General features: G+C 61.7%; 10 protein-coding genes. 7 read left to right on the top strand and 3 right to left on the bottom strand.

Features of this window, described 5'->3' with window-relative positions:
* Window positions 1–69 precede the first annotated feature (69 nt).
* Window positions 70–9,297, top strand: coding sequence for a GH36-type glycosyl hydrolase domain-containing protein (locus JN12_RS09485; protein WP_246125816.1), 9,228 nt, complete (start codon window positions 70–72; stop codon window positions 9,295–9,297).
* A gap of 198 nt (window positions 9,298–9,495) precedes the next feature.
* Window positions 9,496–9,756, top strand: coding sequence for a DUF3553 domain-containing protein (locus tag JN12_RS09480; RefSeq protein ID WP_145021696.1), 261 nt, complete (start codon window positions 9,496–9,498; stop codon window positions 9,754–9,756).
* A gap of 33 nt (window positions 9,757–9,789) precedes the next feature.
* On the opposite strand, the gene JN12_RS09475 is transcribed toward JN12_RS09480, so the two are convergent.
* Together JN12_RS09475 and JN12_RS09470 are read right to left on the bottom strand one after the other, a co-directional pair.
* Window positions 9,790–11,412 (bottom strand): ABC1 kinase family protein, encoded by a 1,623-nt coding sequence (locus JN12_RS09475; protein WP_145021693.1) that lies wholly within the window; start codon window positions 11,410–11,412, stop codon window positions 9,790–9,792.
* A gap of 33 nt (window positions 11,413–11,445) precedes the next feature.
* A complete protein-coding gene (locus tag JN12_RS09470; RefSeq protein ID WP_145021691.1) occupies window positions 11,446–11,931 on the bottom strand; it encodes a ferritin-like domain-containing protein in 486 nt (161 codons plus the stop codon).
* Between the two features lie 264 nt (window positions 11,932–12,195).
* Between JN12_RS09470 and trhA the strand changes: the two genes are divergently transcribed.
* From trhA to JN12_RS09445, 5 genes are all read left to right on the top strand, one after another.
* The gene (trhA, locus tag JN12_RS09465; protein WP_145021688.1) at window positions 12,196–12,825 is read left to right on the top strand and encodes a PAQR family membrane homeostasis protein TrhA; all 630 of its coding nucleotides are present in this window, start codon (window positions 12,196–12,198) and stop codon (window positions 12,823–12,825) included.
* A gap of 174 nt (window positions 12,826–12,999) precedes the next feature.
* Window positions 13,000–14,613, top strand: a complete 1,614-nt coding sequence (locus tag JN12_RS09460; RefSeq protein ID WP_145021683.1) for a sensor histidine kinase — start codon at window positions 13,000–13,002, stop codon at window positions 14,611–14,613.
* 36 nt (window positions 14,614–14,649) lie between these two features.
* The gene (locus tag JN12_RS09455) at window positions 14,650–15,762 is read left to right on the top strand and encodes a sensor histidine kinase (protein WP_145021681.1); all 1,113 of its coding nucleotides are present in this window, start codon (window positions 14,650–14,652) and stop codon (window positions 15,760–15,762) included.
* Window positions 15,763–15,842: 80 nt separating this feature from the next.
* Window positions 15,843–17,474 carry an ABC1 kinase family protein gene (locus JN12_RS09450; RefSeq protein ID WP_145021678.1) on the top strand — a complete coding sequence of 544 codons (1,632 nt, stop codon included), beginning with the start codon at window positions 15,843–15,845 and terminating at the stop codon, window positions 17,472–17,474.
* Window positions 17,475–17,534: 60 nt separating this feature from the next.
* Complete coding sequence (locus JN12_RS09445; protein ID WP_145021676.1) at window positions 17,535–18,143, top strand: GGDEF domain-containing response regulator; 609 nt, start codon at window positions 17,535–17,537, stop codon at window positions 18,141–18,143.
* Here JN12_RS09445 and JN12_RS09440 read toward each other — a convergent pair.
* Window positions 18,112–18,441 (bottom strand): transposase (locus JN12_RS09440; protein ID WP_211360526.1); only part of this gene is annotated, 330 nt, incomplete at its 5' end. The genes JN12_RS09445 and JN12_RS09440 overlap by 32 nt on opposite strands.

Raw genomic sequence — 18,441 nt, 5'->3', positions numbered from 1 at the left:
TCTCCAGCCACCTCAGTTTTCAAATCCTCTGGAACAGTCCGCGCGGTTCCTTTCCGAGCCCCCTGTCACGTGAAATTCCTCACCCTGACCGAACGCTCCGACTACGTAGTGAATAAAGGACAAATAGTGGGCGTTGGCATTCTGATTGGTTACTTCGCACAACAAGATGAAGCCCGGAGAGCTCTCCGGGAACTGGCACGGCAGGGCTTCAGCCGCAGCGCCCTGGTGCATAAAGTCACGAACGGAGATGTCCATGTTGCAGACCCTTTCCTTTGGCGCCGTGCCCTCGGGGTAGCCCTTGCTGCCTGTCTGTTCGGAGGGATTGCCGAAATGGCCGGCCTGCTCCTGCACTGGTCGCAGTCGTTTCCGGGGTGGAACGTTGCCACGTCCCTGGCGTTGCCCCTGACATCTGCCACAATCGGCGCCCTGACAGCCCTGTTATTGCTGCGACGCTCCAAATATGGCGTAGAGCCGGGTGTTCTGCAAGATCACGCCCGCTGGCTCGTGGCCGGGGAATCCGTCCTGATTCTCCAGGCGCCGGTCGCATCGTTACAGCGGCCGCTGGCCATGCTGCGGGAAAGCAGCGATATCTCCCCGGTGCTGTTCGTCATGCATCCCCGGCGCGAACGGCGAGCAGAGACGCGGGAACAAGAGGTAAAGCTTTCCCCGGCACAGATTCTGGAGCATGCCGAGCGCCATGCCAGGGAGCAGCAGGTAAACCCCAGGCCGCAGCAGACAAACGGGCTGCTCAAGCGGCTCAATCAATCCCGGCACTGGGTCCGTCAGGTCTGCGCGGACCTCACCGCAGCAAGCCGCCTGGAACAGAAAGCCACGCCTGCTGCCGACTGGATACTCGATAACGAGTACATCCTGGAGGGGAACGCCCGCGATGTCCTTTTAAACCTGCCGCGGCGCTTCTACCAGCAGCTCCCCACCCTGGCCTCCGATCCCTACCGGGGGCTGCCGTGCATCTACGGCCTGGCCGAGGATCTCGTCTCCCATAACCAACAGCGCCTGGACCGGGAGAATATCCTGGCATTCATCGAGGCCCACCAAGCGGTGCGCACGCTGACGATCGGCGAACTCTGGGCAATGCCCCAGATGCTGCGCGTAGCACTGATCGAAAGCATCCAGAGTCTGGCCGTCACCGCCCTGGCGGACCTGCGTGAACGTCAGTTGGCCGATTTCTGGGCAAACAGGCTGATCGCCGCCAATCGCCGCGACTCCAACCAACTCTTCGCGCTCCTGGCGGAGCTTGCTGCTTCGGAGCCATGTCCCACCCCGTATTTCGGCAGCCAGCTGGTCGGCCTGCTCTACGACGAGGCGGCTGCATTGGCGCCGGTCCAGAGCTGGCTTGAGCGCACGCTCAAAACCCCGTTGCACGACCTCACGCAACGCGAGCAGAACCGGCAGACCAGGGAACAGCTGTCCTGCGGCAACGCCTTCACCAGCCTGCGCCAACTGGCACTGCTGGACTGGCGGGAGATCTTCGAGAAACTAAGCAAAGTGGAGCAGGTGCTGCGCCGCGATCCGTCCGGGGTCTATGGCGGGATGGATTTTGCCACCCGTGACAGCTGTCGGCGGGCCATAGAAGAACTCGCCCGTGCCAGCGCCCAGGCCGAAGAGCAGGTCGCGGAGCGCGTCATCGGGCTGGCGACGTCAGCCAAGCGCGAAGCAACCACCGATGACCGGGCCAGCCACGTCGGCACCTGGCTGGTCGGCGAGGGCCGGGCCGAACTGGCCCGACTGCTCGCCTGCCGCGAAACGCGCCGTTACCGCACCCTGGAATGGATCTATCGCCACCATGCCGTTGTCTATGCCTTCGGCATCGGCGGTTTCGTCGCACTGTTTTTCGCCCTGATCGCCCCCTTCACCCCGGACGGGCTGCCACTCGCCATCCGCCTCGGACTGCTGCCGCTGCTGCTGATTCCGGTCAGCCAGCTGGCAATCGAGGTGGTCAATTACCTGATCACACGTCTTCTGCCGCCCCGGCCCCTGCCCAAGATGGATTTCGAGGATGCGGGGATTCCCGATGCCTTCCGCACCCTGGTGGTCGTGCCGATGATGCTGGTGAACGCGGAGACGGTACGCGCCGAGGTGGAAAAGCTGGAGATTCGCTACCTGGCCAACAAGGAAGCTAATCTGCTCTTCAGTCTGTTCACCGACTACACCGATGCCGCGACGCTGTCCCGTGAAGACGACAGCCGGCTGCTGCAGACCGCGAGCAGTTGCCTGGCAGAGCTCAACCAGCGCCATGGTGCCGGGCGTTTTTTCCTCTTCCATCGTGAGCGCACCTGGAGTGAATCGGAACAGAAATTCATCGGCTGGGAGCGTAAACGGGGCAAGCTGGAGGAGCTGAACCGCCTCATCGACGGCACGCGGGCGGAGAGCGCTGCCCGCCTGGTGTACGTGGGGGAGCCGGACCAGTTGGCGGACGTCCGCTTCATCATCACCCTGGACAGCGACACCCAGTTGCCGCATGCAACGGCCCGCAGGATGGTCGAGACCCTGGCGCACCCCCTCAATCGGCCCCGTTTCGACGGGGCCGGCAACATCATGGCCGGCTCCTACACCATCATCCAGCCACGGGTGAGCCCCACCCTGCCGAGCACGAGCGCCTCGACCTTCAGCCGGCTCTTCAGCGACGCGATCGGCATCGATCCCTATACCCAGGCAGTCTCCGATCTCTATCAGGATCTGTGCGGTGAAGGATCGTACCATGGCAAGGGGATCTACGACGTGGCCGCCTTCAGTCGCGTGCTGTCGGGACGGTTCCCCGAAGCGTGGGTCTTAAGCCACGACCTGATCGAAGGGGCGCACGTCCGGGTGGGACTGGCCAGCGATATCGAGCTGTACGACGAATTCCCCCAGGGGTACCAGAGTTACAGCAGCCGGGCCCATCGCTGGATTCGCGGCGACTGGCAGATCGCGGGGTGGATCTTCCCGTGGGTTCCCCTGGCTGCCGGCGGTCGCGGCGCCAATCCGCTCTCCCTCCTGAACCGCTGGAAGATCCTCGACAACCTGCGCCGCAGCCTGTTGCCAGCCACCAGCCTGGGGCTTTTGATTGCCTCCTGGCTCGTTTCACCGAGGATCGGCGGCATCGCCACGCTGGTGGTTGGCCTGCAACTCCTCTTCCACCCCCTGGCGCAGCCGTTCACCATGGCCACCACCCGCAAGGGATTGAAGTACTTCTCCCGGTCCAAACTGCTGCACGACCTGCTGCGGGCGAGCGCCGACGCCGCCCTGCTGCCGCACCAGGCAGCGGTGACCCTGGATGCCATCGCCCGGGTCTGCTACCGGCGCCTGATCTCCCGACGCGATCTTCTGGAGTGGACGGCCCAGGCAACCGGGAGCGCCTCCCGCCGGCAACCGCTCTTTGTTGCGACCCTTGCCCTGGGGAGCATCTTCAGCGCCGCCGTGGGCTGGGCGATCTGGCGCGTCATGCCGGCCAGTCTGCCGCAGGCCACCCCCTGGCTTGTCCTCTGGTTTCTCTCCCCGCTGCTCGGTTGGCTCCTGAACCTGCGACCCGCCCTGCAAGAATGTGCAGAGCCGCTGCCGGCAACGGACCGCCAATTCCTCAGGCAGGTCGCCCGGCGGACCTGGCGCTATTTCTCGTCCTTTGTCACTGCCGACACCTCGTGGCTGCCGCCCGACAACTACCAGGTCGCCCACCAGAACCGCCTGGCCATGCGCACCAGTCCGACCAACATCGGCCTCTGGATGACCAGCGCCCTGGGCGCCCATGACTGCGGCTACCTGACCGTTACCCGGGTCGTCGAAACGCTGACCGCCACCATGGCAACAATCGACCGTCTGGAGCGCCATGAAGGACATCTCCTCAACTGGTACGATACCCGAACCCTGGCCCCGTTGGAGCCGCGTTACGTCTCCACCGTCGACAGCGGCAACCTGCTGGGTGCCCTGTGGGCACTGGAGCAGGGGCTTGACGAGCTGGTTCACGCCCCCCTCCTGGATGGCCAGGCCTTTGCCGGCTTGGCCGACACCGGGGAAATCCTGAAACAGGCCGAATCCCCGGCAGGACGCACCGCCCGGTATCGCCAGCCGTTGGACCAGCTCCTGACAGAGTGGCATGCGCCGCCGGCCGGTGTTGTTGGCCAGCTTGGCCTGCAACGGCGGATGCAGGCCGATGTCGGCGCGGTTGTCGCGGCCGCAGGGGCTACACCGTGGGGTGCCGAGCTCGAACAGCAGGTTGCGGCCTGGATGCAGAATTGTGACCGCTATCTCACCTGGCTCGAAATCCTGGCGGAAAAGACCGGGGAGGAGCTTGCCCCGTTGGGGGAGGCAGCCCTGCTCGCCATCCGTCAGGACTTGGTGCAGGCGCCATCGCTTCTCGATCTTGCCCATGACCGGATCGGTTCGATCACGATCCTGCGCGCGATCCGGGAGGAGTCTCTTCCGGCTGTCGCACCGCTTGGCCCGTGGCTCGACCGGGTCATCACGGCCTTTGCCACAGCACAGTGGCTGGCCGGGGAAACCCTGGGGATGGCACAGCGGTTGATCATCAACGTCCGCGAACTTTCGGCCGGGATGGACATGCGCTTTCTCTACGACACAAAGCGTAAGCTGTTCACCATCGGCTACAACGTCTCCTTGGCCCGTCCGGACGTTTCCAGTTACGATCTCCTGGCCAGCGAGGCACGACTCGGCAGTTTCGTCGCCATTGCCCGGGGCGATGTCCCGCTTGAACACTGGTTCTCCCTGAGCCGCCCCTACGGGGCAATCGGCCGGCAACGGGTGCTGCTCAGCTGGACCGGGACCATGTTCGAATACCTGATGCCGCTCCTGTTCCAGCGCTCCTATGGCAACTCGCTCCTGAACAAGGCGGCCGGCGAAGCGGTGGCGGTCCAGATCGCCTACGGCCGCACGCATCGTGTACCGTGGGGTATTTCCGAGTCAGCCTTTGCCGATCTGGACCTGGAAAAAACCTATCAGTACAAGGCGTTCGGCGTGCCGGCGCTCGGCCTGAAGCGCGGCTTGGAGGAACAGCTGGTCGTCGCCCCCTATGCCACCCTGATGGCACTGAACGTGGCGCCGAAAGAGACCGTGCAGAACCTGAAACAGCTGGCCGGCCTGGGGCTGCTCGGCGACTACGGTTATTACGAGGCCATGGATTTCAGCCGGCAGCCGCAGCGGGACGCCGGGCAGCAGCCTCTCAGGCGGGGAGTGATCGTCGAGGCGTATATGGCCCATCACCAGGGGATGGCGTTCCTGGCGCTGACCAACTTCCTCCAGGGCAATCCCTTCCAGCGCCGCTTTCATGGCGACTCGCGGGTGCGGGCCTTTGAGGCCCTGCTGCAGGAACGGATTCCGACCCTGCCGGCGCTGCACCTGATATCGACGCGGCAGAATGAGCCGGCGCTGTTGGGCGCAGATCCGGTCGCAGCGGCAGGAACCAGTTTTACCACCCCCCATACCGCAACGCCCAAGAGTCTCCTGCTCAGCAACGGCAGCTATGGGGTGATGGTTACCAACAGCGGCGGCGGCTACAGTCAGTGGGGGGGCCAGGAGCTTACCCGTTGGCGATCGGATCAGACCCGTGATGGCCAAGGGACCTTCTGCTACATCCACGAGGCCGATCCGGACCGTGTCTGGTCCACCACCTGGCACCCGGTCGGCGGCATGGTTGAAGGGTATGCCGTGGATTTTGCCCTGGACCGGGCCGTATTCCGCCGCTCCGATAACGGTATCGATACCGAAACAGAGGTCATCGTCTCGCCGGAAGACGATCTGGAGGTACGCCGGGTTACCCTGGTGAATCGCTCCGCAAGCGTTCGCCGCCTCAACCTCACCAGCTACGTTGAGCTCTCCATGGCGCCCCACAATGCGGACCGCCAGCACCCGGCCTTCAACAAGCTGTTCATCCAGACCGAGGCGCTTCCCGAGCAAGAGGCGCTCCTCGCCTTCCGGCGGCCGCGCAGCGCAAACGAACCGCCGCTCTACGTGGCCCATTGCCTGACCCTTGAGCAGGCAGCGGTTGACAGCTCGCACGAACAAGGGTGGCAGTATGAAACCGACCGGGCACGGTTCATCGGCCGCGGCCGGACCCTGGCCAATCCCATGGGGGCCGGACAACCGCTCGGCAACAGCCAGGGGTTTGTCCTGGAGCCGAGCCTGAGCCTGCGGCGGAGTCTCACCCTGGAGCCGGGCCAGCGCGCCCGGGTTTCCCTGGTGCTCGCGGCCGGGGCAAGCCGCGAGCAGGTCATCTTGCTGATGGACAAGTACGGTGACCCCCATGCGACCGAACGGGCCATGGATTTTGCCTGGCGCTCGGCCCAGCAGCAGTTGCAGCTGCTGCACATCCAGCCCGACGAGGCGCGGCGGTTTCAGCAACTGGCAAGCCACCTGCTGTTTCCCAACCACCGCTTGCGGCCACCTGCCGAACGCCTGGCAGAGAACCGCAAGGGGCAGGCGGGACTCTGGCCCTATGCCATCTCGGGCGACCTGCCGATAGCCCTGATCACCATTGGCGAGGGCCGGGATATCAGCCTGGTGCGCCAGATGCTCCAGGCCCACACCTACTGGCGGCTGCACGGTCTGTCCACCGACCTGGTGATCCTCAACGAGGAGGCAGGTGGCTATGAACGGCCGCTTCAGGAACGGCTGGAGCAGTTGATCCAGGCCCATACCCTCTCGCTGGCGGCTGATCGGGCAGGCGGGATTTTCCTGAAGAGCGCGGCGCAGATTCCGGAGGCGGATCTGACGCTCCTCAAGGCCGCAGCCAGCGTCGTGCTGGTGGCGGCACGCGGCACCTTGCCCCAGCAGTTGGGGGTGCCGGTGGAGGTTCCCGAACTGCTGGAAACGCTCGCCCGGAAACGTGCGCCCCGGGAACCCTCGGTGCCGCTCCCGTTCATGGAGCTGGACTACTTCAACAGCCTGGGCGGATTTACCCCGGACGGGCGTGAATACGCGATCTATCTCGGTCCCGACACCAACACCCCGGCACCATGGGTGAATGTCATCGCCAATCCCAGCTTCGGCACCCTGGTCAGCGAAACCGGGTCCGGTTTCACCTGGTATGGCAACAGCCAGCGCAATCGCCTGACCGGCTGGTCGAACGATCCGGTGCTGGACCCGGCAACAGAGGCGCTCTATATCCGCGACGAGGAGAGCGGCGTCTTCTGGTCGCCGACCGCCGGACCGATCCGTGAAGAGACCGCCTATCGGGCCCGGCACGGGGCGGGCTATACGGTCTTCGAGCATAACAGCAACGGGATCGAGCAGGAGCTGACCGTCTTCGTCCCGGTGGACGAGAGCGGTGGTGAGCCGATCAAACTGCAGCGGCTGGCGCTCACCAATGCCTCCTCCCGGAAGCGGCGGCTTTCGCTGACCTATTATGTGGAGCTGACCCTCGCCGAGCACCGCGAAACCTCCCAGATGCATGTCATGACCAATTGGGATGACGAAGCCCAGGCCCTCCTGGCGCACAACCGCTACCACCCCGAGTACGGCGGGCGGGTCGCCTTCGTGGCCATTACGCCCCGGGTCGACTCGTACGGCGGCGACCGCAGCGCCTTCATCGGCCGCAACCGCTCCCTGGCCAACCCGCTGGCCATGGAGCAGACCAGGCTGTCGCCACGGACCGGAGCCGGGCTGGACCCATGCGCGGTCGTGCGGGCTACCCTGGAACTGGCTCCGGGCGAGCGACGCGATATCACCTGCATGCTGGGCCAGGCCGGGTCAGTGGCTGAAGCCCGTGAGCTGGTGCTCCGCTTCCGGGAGGATCGGGCATTCGAGGACGCCTTCGATCGGACCAGGGCATGGTGGGATGAGCTCCTGGGCACCATCGAAGTGCGCACCCCCGAACTGGCCGCCGACCTCCTGATCAACCGCTGGCTCCAGTACCAGTCCCTGAGCTGCCGCATCTGGGGGCGCTCCGCCTTTTACCAGTCGGGCGGCGCCTTCGGTTTTCGCGATCAGCTGCAGGATGTCACGGCGTTCCTCTACGCCAGGCCGGAACTGGCGCGCGACCAGATCCTGCTGGCCGCCAGCCGGCAGTTCAGGGAGGGGGATGTCCAGCACTGGTGGCATGAACCGGCCGGTGCCGGGATCCGTTCGCGCATCTCCGACGACCTGCTCTGGCTTCCGTACGTGGTCGCCCACTATGTCCGGACCACCGGCGATCAGGAGATCCTGCAGGCAGAGATCCCCTTTCTCAATGCCCCTACGCTTACCGACGAGCAGCACGAACTCTTCTCCACACCGGAGGTCACCTCTGAACGCGCCACGCTCTTTGAACACTGCCGGGCCGCGGTCAGCCGCGGCCTGACGACCGGGCCCCATGGCCTCCCCCTTATCGGGACCGGGGACTGGAACGACGGGATGAACCTGGTGGGCGCCGGTGGCAAGGGAGAGAGCGTCTGGCTCGCCTGGTTTCTGTGCGAGTTGTTGCAGGGGATGGCCGAACTGTCGAGCCTTGTGCAGCAACCGGAGCTGAGCGAAACCTACCACGAGGAGCGGGTGGCCCTGATCCGGCGGGTCGAACAGGCCGGCTGGGACGGAGAGTGGTATCTGCGGGGGACCTTCGATGATGGCACCCCCCTCGGCTCCGCGCTCAACTCGGAGGCGAGGATCGATTCCCTGCCCCAATCGTGGGCCTGGCTTTCCGGCGCCGCCGACCCAAAGCGCGCCGAGCAGGCCCTGGAATCGGCCTGGCACCACCTCGTCCGCGAGGATGACGGTCTGGTGCTGCTCTTCGCCCCCCCGTTCGACCGATCGGAACCCTCACCCGGCTACATCAAGGGGTATCCCCCGGGGGTGCGGGAAAACGGCGGCCAGTACACCCATGCCGCCCTCTGGATGGCCATGGCCATGGCCCGCAAGGGGGATGGCGAGCGGGCGGTGCAGCTCCTGCGCATGCTCAACCCGATCGAGCACGCCCGCGATGCGGCAGCGGTCTGGCACTACGGGGTCGAGCCCTACGTGGTCGCGGCCGATGTCTACCGCTTGCCCGGCCGGGTCGGTCAGGGTGGCTGGTCCTGGTATACCGGCTCGGCAGCGTGGATGTACCGGGCCTGGGTTGAAGAGGTGCTGGGCCTACAGATACGGGGGGGGGAGCTGCGGATGAACCCGGTCATTCCGGCAGCGTGGCCGGGGTTCAGCATCAGCTACCGGCACGGGGAAACAATCTACGCGATCCGGGTGGAGAACCCCCACGGCTGCGAGCGCGGTGTCGCCTGGGTGGAGATGGATGGCCAGCGCATTCCCGGTGGCGTAATCCCGTTGGAGCGGGGCCTGGTGAAGCATCAGGTTGTCGTCCGGATGGGTGAGCCGGGGTAGATTGTTCGAGACGTAACAAACCTAAGCCGGCAAAGCGGGAACCGACCAAGAACCTTTTGCCTCACGATTACCTCACGATTACCTGGATTCTGAACCTAAAATCTTGCGTAATCCTGAAGTAATCCTGAGGCTAAAAAAGGGACTTGCTTCAAAAAGCAGCCCTAAGTTGTTGTTAATCCAGAAAGACAAGGAGAGAACATGATTATCAAACGAGGCATCGCAGTGAGTCACAGTGGAGCGATGGAATGGGGAGTCGGCAAGGTGGTGGGGGTGAACGACCTCAAGGCGACCATCCAGTTCAGCGATGGCATCATCAGGAAGATCGCCTCCTCCCATTACACGATCCTGCAGCCGGCCGATTCGGCAGCCTTCGTGCCGATTCCCGACGACGTTCCGGTTATAAAGATTAGGCGGGCGCCCACGAAGAGGGTAAAAAAGGTGAAACAATCGGAAATGTGAGGTATGGAGCCGCGGCTGCTCGCCTGGCGACAATCAACGCCGGCCACGGTCGCGGCGCACGGCACCGATGCAGATGAGGAGCGTGCCGATTATGCCGGCGACAACCATTCCTTCGCCAAGCAGATGATGCCAGGCACTCTGCGGCGGAGCAATCGCCAACATTGCGCCGCCAATCACGAGGGCCGCAGCAGCAATGGCACCGGTGAGCCGTTCGAGGTTGCGACTGACGCGGCCTCCCAGGGCCTCCACCTCCGGAGCCTGCAGTCGGCCCAGATTGCCTTCGGCAAAACGGCGGAGGACGCGACGCGTGTCGCCGGGCGCATCACTTATCAGGCGTTCCAGTTCGCGCGCCAGCTTGCCGGTCTTCTCCTTTACCCGCTCCAGCGAGAAATGCTTCGCGGTCAGGCGCGAGATCTCTTCGCGAAATGATGCCAGGTAGTCATGGTCCGGGTCGAGTTGGCGTATCATCGACTCCAGGATGACGAACGCCCGCGTCAGGAGGAAAAACTCGCCGGGGTTATGGACCCCGTGCCGGCTTCCGGCGCGCAGCAGCGAATCGAAGGCATCCCCGACCGAAACCTCCGCCAGGTCGCTCCGGTGGATTTCATAGAGCACGGCCTTTATATCCAGAAGCAGCGCCGCACGGTTGACCCTCTCGCTCCCCGGCGCCATTTCGAGGTACGCTTCGGTCGCTCCACGGGCATCTCCCTTGACAACCGCTTCGAGCAGAAGTGTCAGCGAATCGCGCATCGGCTCGTCGAGTTCGCCCGTCATCCCGAAGTCGAGCAGGGACAACCGCCCATCGGGAAGAACCAACACGTTGCCGGAATGCGGGTCGGCGTGAAACAACCCTTCCTCGAAGATAGTCTGCAGCATCAGCCGAACCAGGGTGTTGATCAACTGCGGCATCGCTTCCGGGTGCGTCCCTGCGTAGGAATCCACCCGCTCACCGGCCGAAAACTCCATGGTGAGGACATTTCCGCTCGAACACTCCGCCACGACATCAGGAATCCAGAGGCCGGGGACATCTGCCAGTGCGGTGCGAAAGAGCACAATGGAACGCGCTTCGCGGCTGAAGTCGGTCTCACGATTCAGGCTGTTGGCAAATTCACGCACCAGCACCGGGAGGTCAAGCGCGAGCAGCCGCGGGAAAAGACGTTCCCCCAGCGCAACCAGATAGGTCAAAGCGGAGATATCCGTGGCGATCATCGCTTCAAGATCGGGCCGCTGCACCTTCACGGCCACGCGACGCCCGTCCAGCAGGGTCGCCTCATGGACCTGGGCGATGGTGGCGGCGCCGAGCGGCATTTCGTTGAACGAAGCGAACACGGTCGTCAACGGGACACCCAGTTCGGCTTCGACCGTCGCGCGTACCGCGTCTATCCCCAGGGCCGGCAACTGATCTTGCAGCAACTCCAGTTCAGCAATGTAGGCGTCCGGCAGCAGGTCGCGCCGCATCGCCAGCACCTGTCCGAATTTGAGAAAGGTCAGCCCCAGTTCCTCGAAGGTTTCCCGCACCTCTTTCGGCGGCGGCCAATGGCTCTTGCCGCGCAGGGCGCCCAGGAACTTGTGTCGGGCAAGCACGCGCAGGATTTGCATGAGCCTGGGTGCCGCCTGCAGCAGGCTGCTTTTCTCCGGGTCGATCAGTACCGCCATGCGCTCCTCCCAACTGTCATGCGGCCACTATCCTCAGTATTCGTCGAGATTGCTGAATTCGCCCCAGGCAAGGTAAGTCTTCGGCGACTCCACGAAGGAGTAGATGTTCTCGACAATGCTCAGGTGCTTCCGCTCCTCGGCGGCGATCATGAGCAGTACCTTACGCGCGCCCTCATCCTTCGCCTGTGCGGCCAGTTCCTCGTAGAACCTGGCACCCTCCTCCTCTTCCTTCACCACATGTTTGTACGCGTCGGGGTCTTCCTTCAGTTCGGCCATGAGGTCACGTTTTGCCAGGAGAGGTTTGAACAGGCATGCCGCCTCCTGCAACGCCTTGAACTCGGCCTTCTGGGGATCGACACTTCCTTTTATCTCCACCAGGGCATCGTGGTGTTCCTGCTCGGCTGCCGCCAGCATGGAGAAGAGATTCTTCAACTCGGGAACAACGGCGGCAGCCGCAAGTTTTTCGTAGTAGACCCTCGCGTCCTCTTCCATCTTGATGGCACAATCGAAAACATTCATGGTGATCTCCTTTGACAGCATGCGCGTTGGCATCTTTAATTAATTATATCATATTTTATCAATATTATTCCGGGCTCAAAGCGGGCGTGCATCTCGGATTTGTAACGCCGCCGGCGCTCTTTTCCCTGATCCAGGTCGCCATGCTGCTCGCCTGCCTGCGACGGTGAAAGGGATGAAGAGGTTGTTTTTCGGTCGTTTTGCCGTAGAGTGACGTACATGGATCGAGTGCCTGTAGGGGTGGGGGCTCTCCAAAGTGGAGATTAGATGAATAACGAGCACCGCTTCAATCTCTTCACCTGCCTGCCGGGGATGGCTATGGCGCCGGTAGGGACAGTGCTGCTGCTGGTTGCGGCCGCGCACCAGGGGGATCCCTGGAAGATGACGAGCTTCGCCATTTACGGCGCCACCCTGATTATTCTCTACACCATTACCACCCTCTATCATGCCCTCCAAGGAAGGGCACAACTTGTCCTGCGCGAGTTCGACCATTACGCCATCTATCTCCTGATCGCCGGGACCTATACCCCCTTCTGCCTGGTCACGTTACGCGGAGGGTTGGGGTGGACGCTGCTCGGTCTTGTCTGGGGGCTTGCCGTCGTTGGCATTGTCGTGGAACTGCGGCCAGTCGGTACGCGGCGCATTCTCCCGGTAGCGATCTATGTGGCCATGGGATGGATGATCGTGTTCGCCGTGCGCCCCATGCTGCAGGCTTTACCCTGGCAGGGTGTGGCCCTGCTGCTGGCGGGCGGTCTGTTCTATACGGGGGGGATCGTTTTCTACACCCTCGACAAGCGGTTCGCCTGGGCACATGGGGTCTGGCATCTCTTCGTGCTGACGGGGAGCATCAGCCACTACCTGGCTGTGTTGAAGTATGTTGCCCGAACGGGTCGTTGAATGACGACAACCCGATGCCCTCTTGATTACCTGGTGATTAACAAAGCAGCTGTTATACTTACGTATCATGAGAAAGCGAACAAGCTCCTTAAGGCTGAGGCTCGACGCATCAAGATAACAGGGGCTGTTTTCCCCTGACGGCCTCCGGCTGTTATCCGGATTAGAGGGTCAGCAATGGGAAACGACAAAGAAAAGAGCCTGTCAACAGCCGCCACCGAACTGCGCCGCCATGCGGAAGCGCAGTTGCGTTCGAAAACGGCTAGCGTGCATGCTCCCCGCACCACGGAAGAGATGCATCGGCTCGTCCATGAACTTGAGGTCCACCAGATCGAACTGGAAATGCAGAACGCGGAGCTGCACCAGACCAGGGACCTGGTGGAAGCAGCACTGGAAAAGTACACCGATCTCTACGACTTCGCCCCGGTCGGCTATTTTACCCTTGATCGCAGCGGTATTATCATTGCCGTGAACCTTACCGGCGCCGGCATCCTCGGGATAGAGCGCACCCTGCTGATTGGCCGGCGTTTCGGAAGATTCGTTGCCAATGAAGCCCGACCGCACGCCACCGAATTTCTCGAAAAGGTGTTTGCGAGCCAGAACAAAGAATTTTCCGAGATAACGCTCACGGCAGAGGGAAATTTACCGCGCTTTGTGCAGATCGAGGCCATTGCCTCCGGATCGGGTCAGGAATGCCACGTTGCGGTCATAGATATTACCGAACGCAAGCGGGTGGATGCTGAAATCCAAAGGTTTGCCTCATTTCCGCTAATGAATCCGAATCCAGTCCTAGAGCTGGATGCAAACGGCCAAATGACTTTCTGCAACCCGGCAGCGAAACGAATTCTGGAAAATTCAGGGTACGATAATGGCATCAATCCACTCATCCCCCAAGACATACAGAGAATTCTCCAGGACCTGCAAGATAATAAAGCTGATCAATTCTTCCGGGAAATAGAAATAGACGAGCGTTTTTTCGAGGAGCTGATTTACGTAGCACCGCAATTTCAGACTGTGCGCATCTATACGATGGATATTTCTCTACGGAAGCAGGCGGAAAAGGTGATCGAAAGACTGAACACCGACCTGGCGACTCGAGCAGCCGAACTGGAGGCCGCCAACCGGGAACTCGAGGCGTTCAATTACACGGTTGCCCACGACCTGCGCAAACCGCTGACGGTGGTCAACGGTTACTGTCAGGCACTTCGGGAACTGTGCGGCGACAAGCTCGACGAACAGTGCAACGGGTATCTCCGGGAGGCCTACGACGGCACCTGGCGCATGAACCGGCTCATCGACGCCCTGCTCGACTTCTCCCGCCTGGGCCACGTCGAACCGCGCCGGGAGCCGGTCAATCTTTCCACTCTGGCGCATGAGGTGGCTGCGGAACTGAAGCTGGCCGAGCCGGAGCGCCGGGTCACGTTCCAGGTCGCCGACAAGGTCAGTGCCGACGGGGATGCGAGCCTCTTGCGGATGGTGCTGGCCAACCTCCTCGGCAATGCCTGGAAATACACCGGTACGCAGGATGAAGGGATCATCGAGTTCGGGACAACGGAGGTCAATGGCAGGCCTACCTATTTCGTCCGCGACAATGGGGCCGGGTTCGACATGGCAGACGCGGACAAGCTTTTTATCCCGTTTCAGCGCCTTCCCGGTGCCGAAGAATGCAGAGGCTTCGGCATCGGCCTGGCCACGGTGGAGCGGATCATCCGGCGCCACGGCGGGAAGGTGTGGGCCGAGGGAGTGCTCGACAAGGGGGCGTGCTTCTGGTTCACCCTTTCAACGGACTGAGCTTCAAACCGAGCATGAAGATCGGAGGAACAGACCATGAAGATCCTGATAGCGGAAGATGAACCTGTTTTTCGCAAACTCCTGGAAGAGACGCTGGTCAGGTGGGGGTACGAGGTGGTCGCCACCAATGACGGCAACGAAGCCTGGCAGGCCCTGCAGGCCGAGGACGCCCCGCGGCTGGCCATTCTCGACTGGCTGATGCCGGGCATGGACGGTCCGGAATTATGCCGGGCGGTCAGGAAACAAGAGAAGCCCTACATCTACATAATTCTCCTGACATCACAGCAGAAGGACGAAGACCTGGTTATCGGCATGGAGGCGGGAGCGGACGATTACCTTACCAAGCCGTTCAAGACCAACGAACTGAAGGTTCGCCTCAATGCCGGAAGGCGGATAATCAAGCTGCAGAACGAGCTCGCAGCCCACGCCGCCGAACTGGAGGTGGTCAACAGTGACCTGGAGTCGTTCAGCTACACCGTCTCCAACGACCTGCTCAAGTCGCTGATCACGATCGGGGATTATGCGCGGACGATCCAGGATTTCTCCTGTAAGGATGACGACGAACAATGCAAAAGCAATGCGAAACGGATCTACGACAAGACCAGGCACTTGGCACTGCTCATCGGCATCATGCACGATTATTTCAGGCCGATGAGGACTGATCTCCATCGGGAAACCCTGGACCTGAGCGACATTGCCCGCAAAACGGCAGAGAAATTCCGGCTGACGAACCCCGATCGCCGGGTCACCTTCCTTATTGCCGATGGCATCAGGGTAAATGCGGACCGGGACTTGCTGCAGAGGGCTCTGAACAACCTCATCGGCAACGCCTGGAAGCATACCGGCAAGCGCGAAGACGCGGTCATCGAATTCGGATTGACAGATGTCGAAGGGATGTCGGCCTGTTTCGTGCGGGATAACGGAGCCGGCTTCGATATGGCGCATGCAGACAGGCTGTTCAAGCCATTCCGGCCATTGCCCGGTACGGAGGAATACGCGGCGGATGGCATCGGCCTGGCCACCGTGGAGAGGATCATCCGGCGCCATGGCGGCAAGGTGTGGGCTGAAGGGGGGCCGGACAAGGGGGCGTGCTTCTACTTTACCTTGCCGGAACTGGCGCACGCCGCTCCTGAGCCCCCTTTAGGGTAAAGAGGATATTGCCTCCAAATTAGACTCCAAACGACCGGCGAGCGAGCCGGGGGCATTTTCATGACCGTGGGGAGAAGCGCATGGCAATGATCGACCCGGATAACAGCAGCCTGCTGCGTTCGGCGCCGCGGCTGATGCACATTCTGCGCGTTCTTGTCCGGCACAAGTTTCTGGGGGCACTGCGCGGCCGGAATCATTGGCCACCACCGAAAGAGGTGCGGGAAACCTTCGAAGAGCTGGGGCTCACCTTTCTCAAGCTCGGACAAGTCCTCGCGTTGCGGCGCGACCTGCTGCCGGATGAGTACATCGACGAACTGGAGCAGTTGCTCGACCAGTTGCCGGCGCTTGGCTTTGATGCAGTGCGGGCAACAGTTGAAGGAGAACTGGGCGCGCCATTAACGGAGCTGTTCTCGTCATTCAGCGAAGCACCGCTGGCCGCCGCCACCATCGCCCAGGTGCACGAGGCGACGACCCGGGACGGACGACATGTGGTCGTGAAGGTGCAGCGACCCGGCCTAGAAACGATGATCGCCACCGACATCGCCGCATTGAACTACCTGGTAGTGCTGGGGGAAAGCCTCTTCCCTCGCCTTCGTGCGCTCGACCTCGCCATTCTGGTGCAGGAATTCGCCGACAGCCTGAGCCGGGAAACCGATTTCCAACAGGAAGGGCGTTCCATAGCGCGCTCTCGTGACGCACTGGTTGATATTTCCGACCTGTGGATCCCAGATGTGGTAGCGGACTATTCGAGAGGGACCGTGCTTACGCTGGAGTTTGCGGCCGGAGAGCGGGTGGATCTTTATGCCAGTAAACACCCGGAGGCAATGCCGAAGGCGATCGGTACACTGGTCAAGGTGATGCTGCAAACGATCTTCGAAGAAGGATTGTTTCACGCCGACCCACATCCCGGCAATGTCCTTATCCTGCCTGACGGGCGGCTGTGTCTGCTCGATTACGGAATGACGGGCGAGCTTGACGAGCCGACGCGCGAATCGCTGACGCTCCTGCTCGAAGCAGTCGTCAACAAAGATACGCGGGCCGCCACCGACGCGTATCTCGAAATGACCACGGCGAGCGAAAAAGTCAACCGTCCGGCACTGATGGTGGACATGAAGGTGGTGCTCCGGGAGATTCACCGCCAAGACCTGGCGGAGGTTTCAGTTGGTGATGCGTTCACATCTCTGCTGCGCGCTGGAAGCAGGCACGGAGTCCACAATCCCGGCGAGTTTTTCCTCCTGACGCGCGCGTTCGTCATCCTGGAATCCATGATGCGCCGACTCGACCCGCAGTTTGACTTCATGGGAGCGTTTCGCGAAGAGATCACGCGTCTGACTGCGCAACACTTCTCAGTGGAGCGGATAAAATCCAAGACCAGCAAGCTTGCACGCGAACTGGAGCGGTTGATATTTGATACGCCAGGCGACGCTCGTCGCGTTTTCCGACGTATTGCCGAAGGCAATCTGGGCCGACTGCAGGCCCCGGCGGTGGAGGCCCTGGGCGGCCGCGTCAGCCGCAACCTCAAACGACTCACCGATGCAATCGCAGCTGCCGCGCTCCTGATTGGCGGCTCTATGCTGGTGAATGCTCAACGAGACACCGGCTGGCATCATTATTTCGGCGAAGCATTGGTTGGCGTCGGGGTTTTCTGCACTCTTCTCGTGGGCATCTCTACGTTACGCCGCGACCGGGGCCGCGGCCGAGGCCGGCGGTGACCTGCACGCGGTTCATGGAACAAGAGAATCTGAAATCCAGCATTGTCGGAGGGATGCTCCATGCGAATACTCATAGCGGAAGATGACCCGAGTTTTCGGCGCCTCCTGGAAGAGAGGCTGACCATGTGGGGCTACGATGTCACCGTTGCCGAGGACGGCGATGCGGCGCTGCAGATTCTGGAATCCGATGCAGCACCGAGACTTGCCATTCTCGACTGGATGATGCCGGGCATGAGTGGGGTGGAGGTGTGCCGGAACGTCAGGGAAAAGGTGAATGATTCCTATACGTACATACTTCTTTTGACTTCCCAGCAGCGGGACGAAGATCTGGTTACCGGTATGGAAGCCGGCGCAGACGATTACATTACCAAGCCATTCAAGCACAACGAGTTGCGGCTGCGCCTGCGGGCCGGAAGGCGCATCATCGAACTGCAGAACGAACTGCTTGCGGCCCGTGATACCTTTCGGACGAGAGCCTCCCACGACTCCCTCACCGGCCTGTGGAACCACGAGGAAATCCTCAATATCCTGGCACAGGAACTGGCAAGGGCCGAACGGGAAGGGAAAAGCGTGGGCGTGATCATGGCCGACATCGACTTCTTCAAAAAGATCAATGATACCTACTACCTATTAACATTTAAAAGTTCGGATAAAGCCTCTTCAGCTTGATCCGGGCATCAGTTGTTGTAAATTGCCAGTCAATCTTATTGGTACAGTTATTTCGGTCTTTTTCCCATGCAGTCACTTCGGCCTGCATTGTTGCCATATCAGGGATCCGGCGATCAAGGCACTGCCCCTTAAGCACGCTGAGTTCAATCTCGGCCATATTCAGCCAACTGCCGTGCTTGGGCGTGTAATGTATATCAAGTCGTTCAGCCAGTCTTCTGGCTTCTTGAGGTTCAAACGTTTCGTAGAGAGAGGCAATGCTGTGGGTATTCAGGTTATCCATAACCAGACGCACTTTAAT

Origin of the sequence: Geobacter argillaceus (assembly GCF_007830735.1) — a bacterium.
GTDB lineage: Bacteria > Desulfobacterota > Desulfuromonadia > Geobacterales > DSM-12255 > Geomobilibacter > Geomobilibacter argillaceus.
This window is presented reverse-complemented; position numbering and strand designations above follow the sequence as displayed.

Coding starts and splice junctions, on each gene's coding strand:
- JN12_RS09455 (WP_145021681.1), top strand. CDS start 14,650: ATGAAGATCCTGATAGCGGAAGATGAACCTGTTTTTCGCAAACTCCTG.
- trhA (WP_145021688.1), top strand. CDS start 12,196: ATGAATAACGAGCACCGCTTCAATCTCTTCACCTGCCTGCCGGGGATG.
- JN12_RS09480 (WP_145021696.1), top strand. CDS start 9,496: ATGATTATCAAACGAGGCATCGCAGTGAGTCACAGTGGAGCGATGGAA.
- JN12_RS09460 (WP_145021683.1), top strand. CDS start 13,000: ATGGGAAACGACAAAGAAAAGAGCCTGTCAACAGCCGCCACCGAACTG.
- JN12_RS09470 (WP_145021691.1), bottom strand. CDS start 11,931: ATGAATGTTTTCGATTGTGCCATCAAGATGGAAGAGGACGCGAGGGTC.
- JN12_RS09475 (WP_145021693.1), bottom strand. CDS start 11,412: ATGGCGGTACTGATCGACCCGGAGAAAAGCAGCCTGCTGCAGGCGGCA.
- JN12_RS09445 (WP_145021676.1), top strand. CDS start 17,535: ATGCGAATACTCATAGCGGAAGATGACCCGAGTTTTCGGCGCCTCCTG.
- JN12_RS09450 (WP_145021678.1), top strand. CDS start 15,843: ATGGCAATGATCGACCCGGATAACAGCAGCCTGCTGCGTTCGGCGCCG.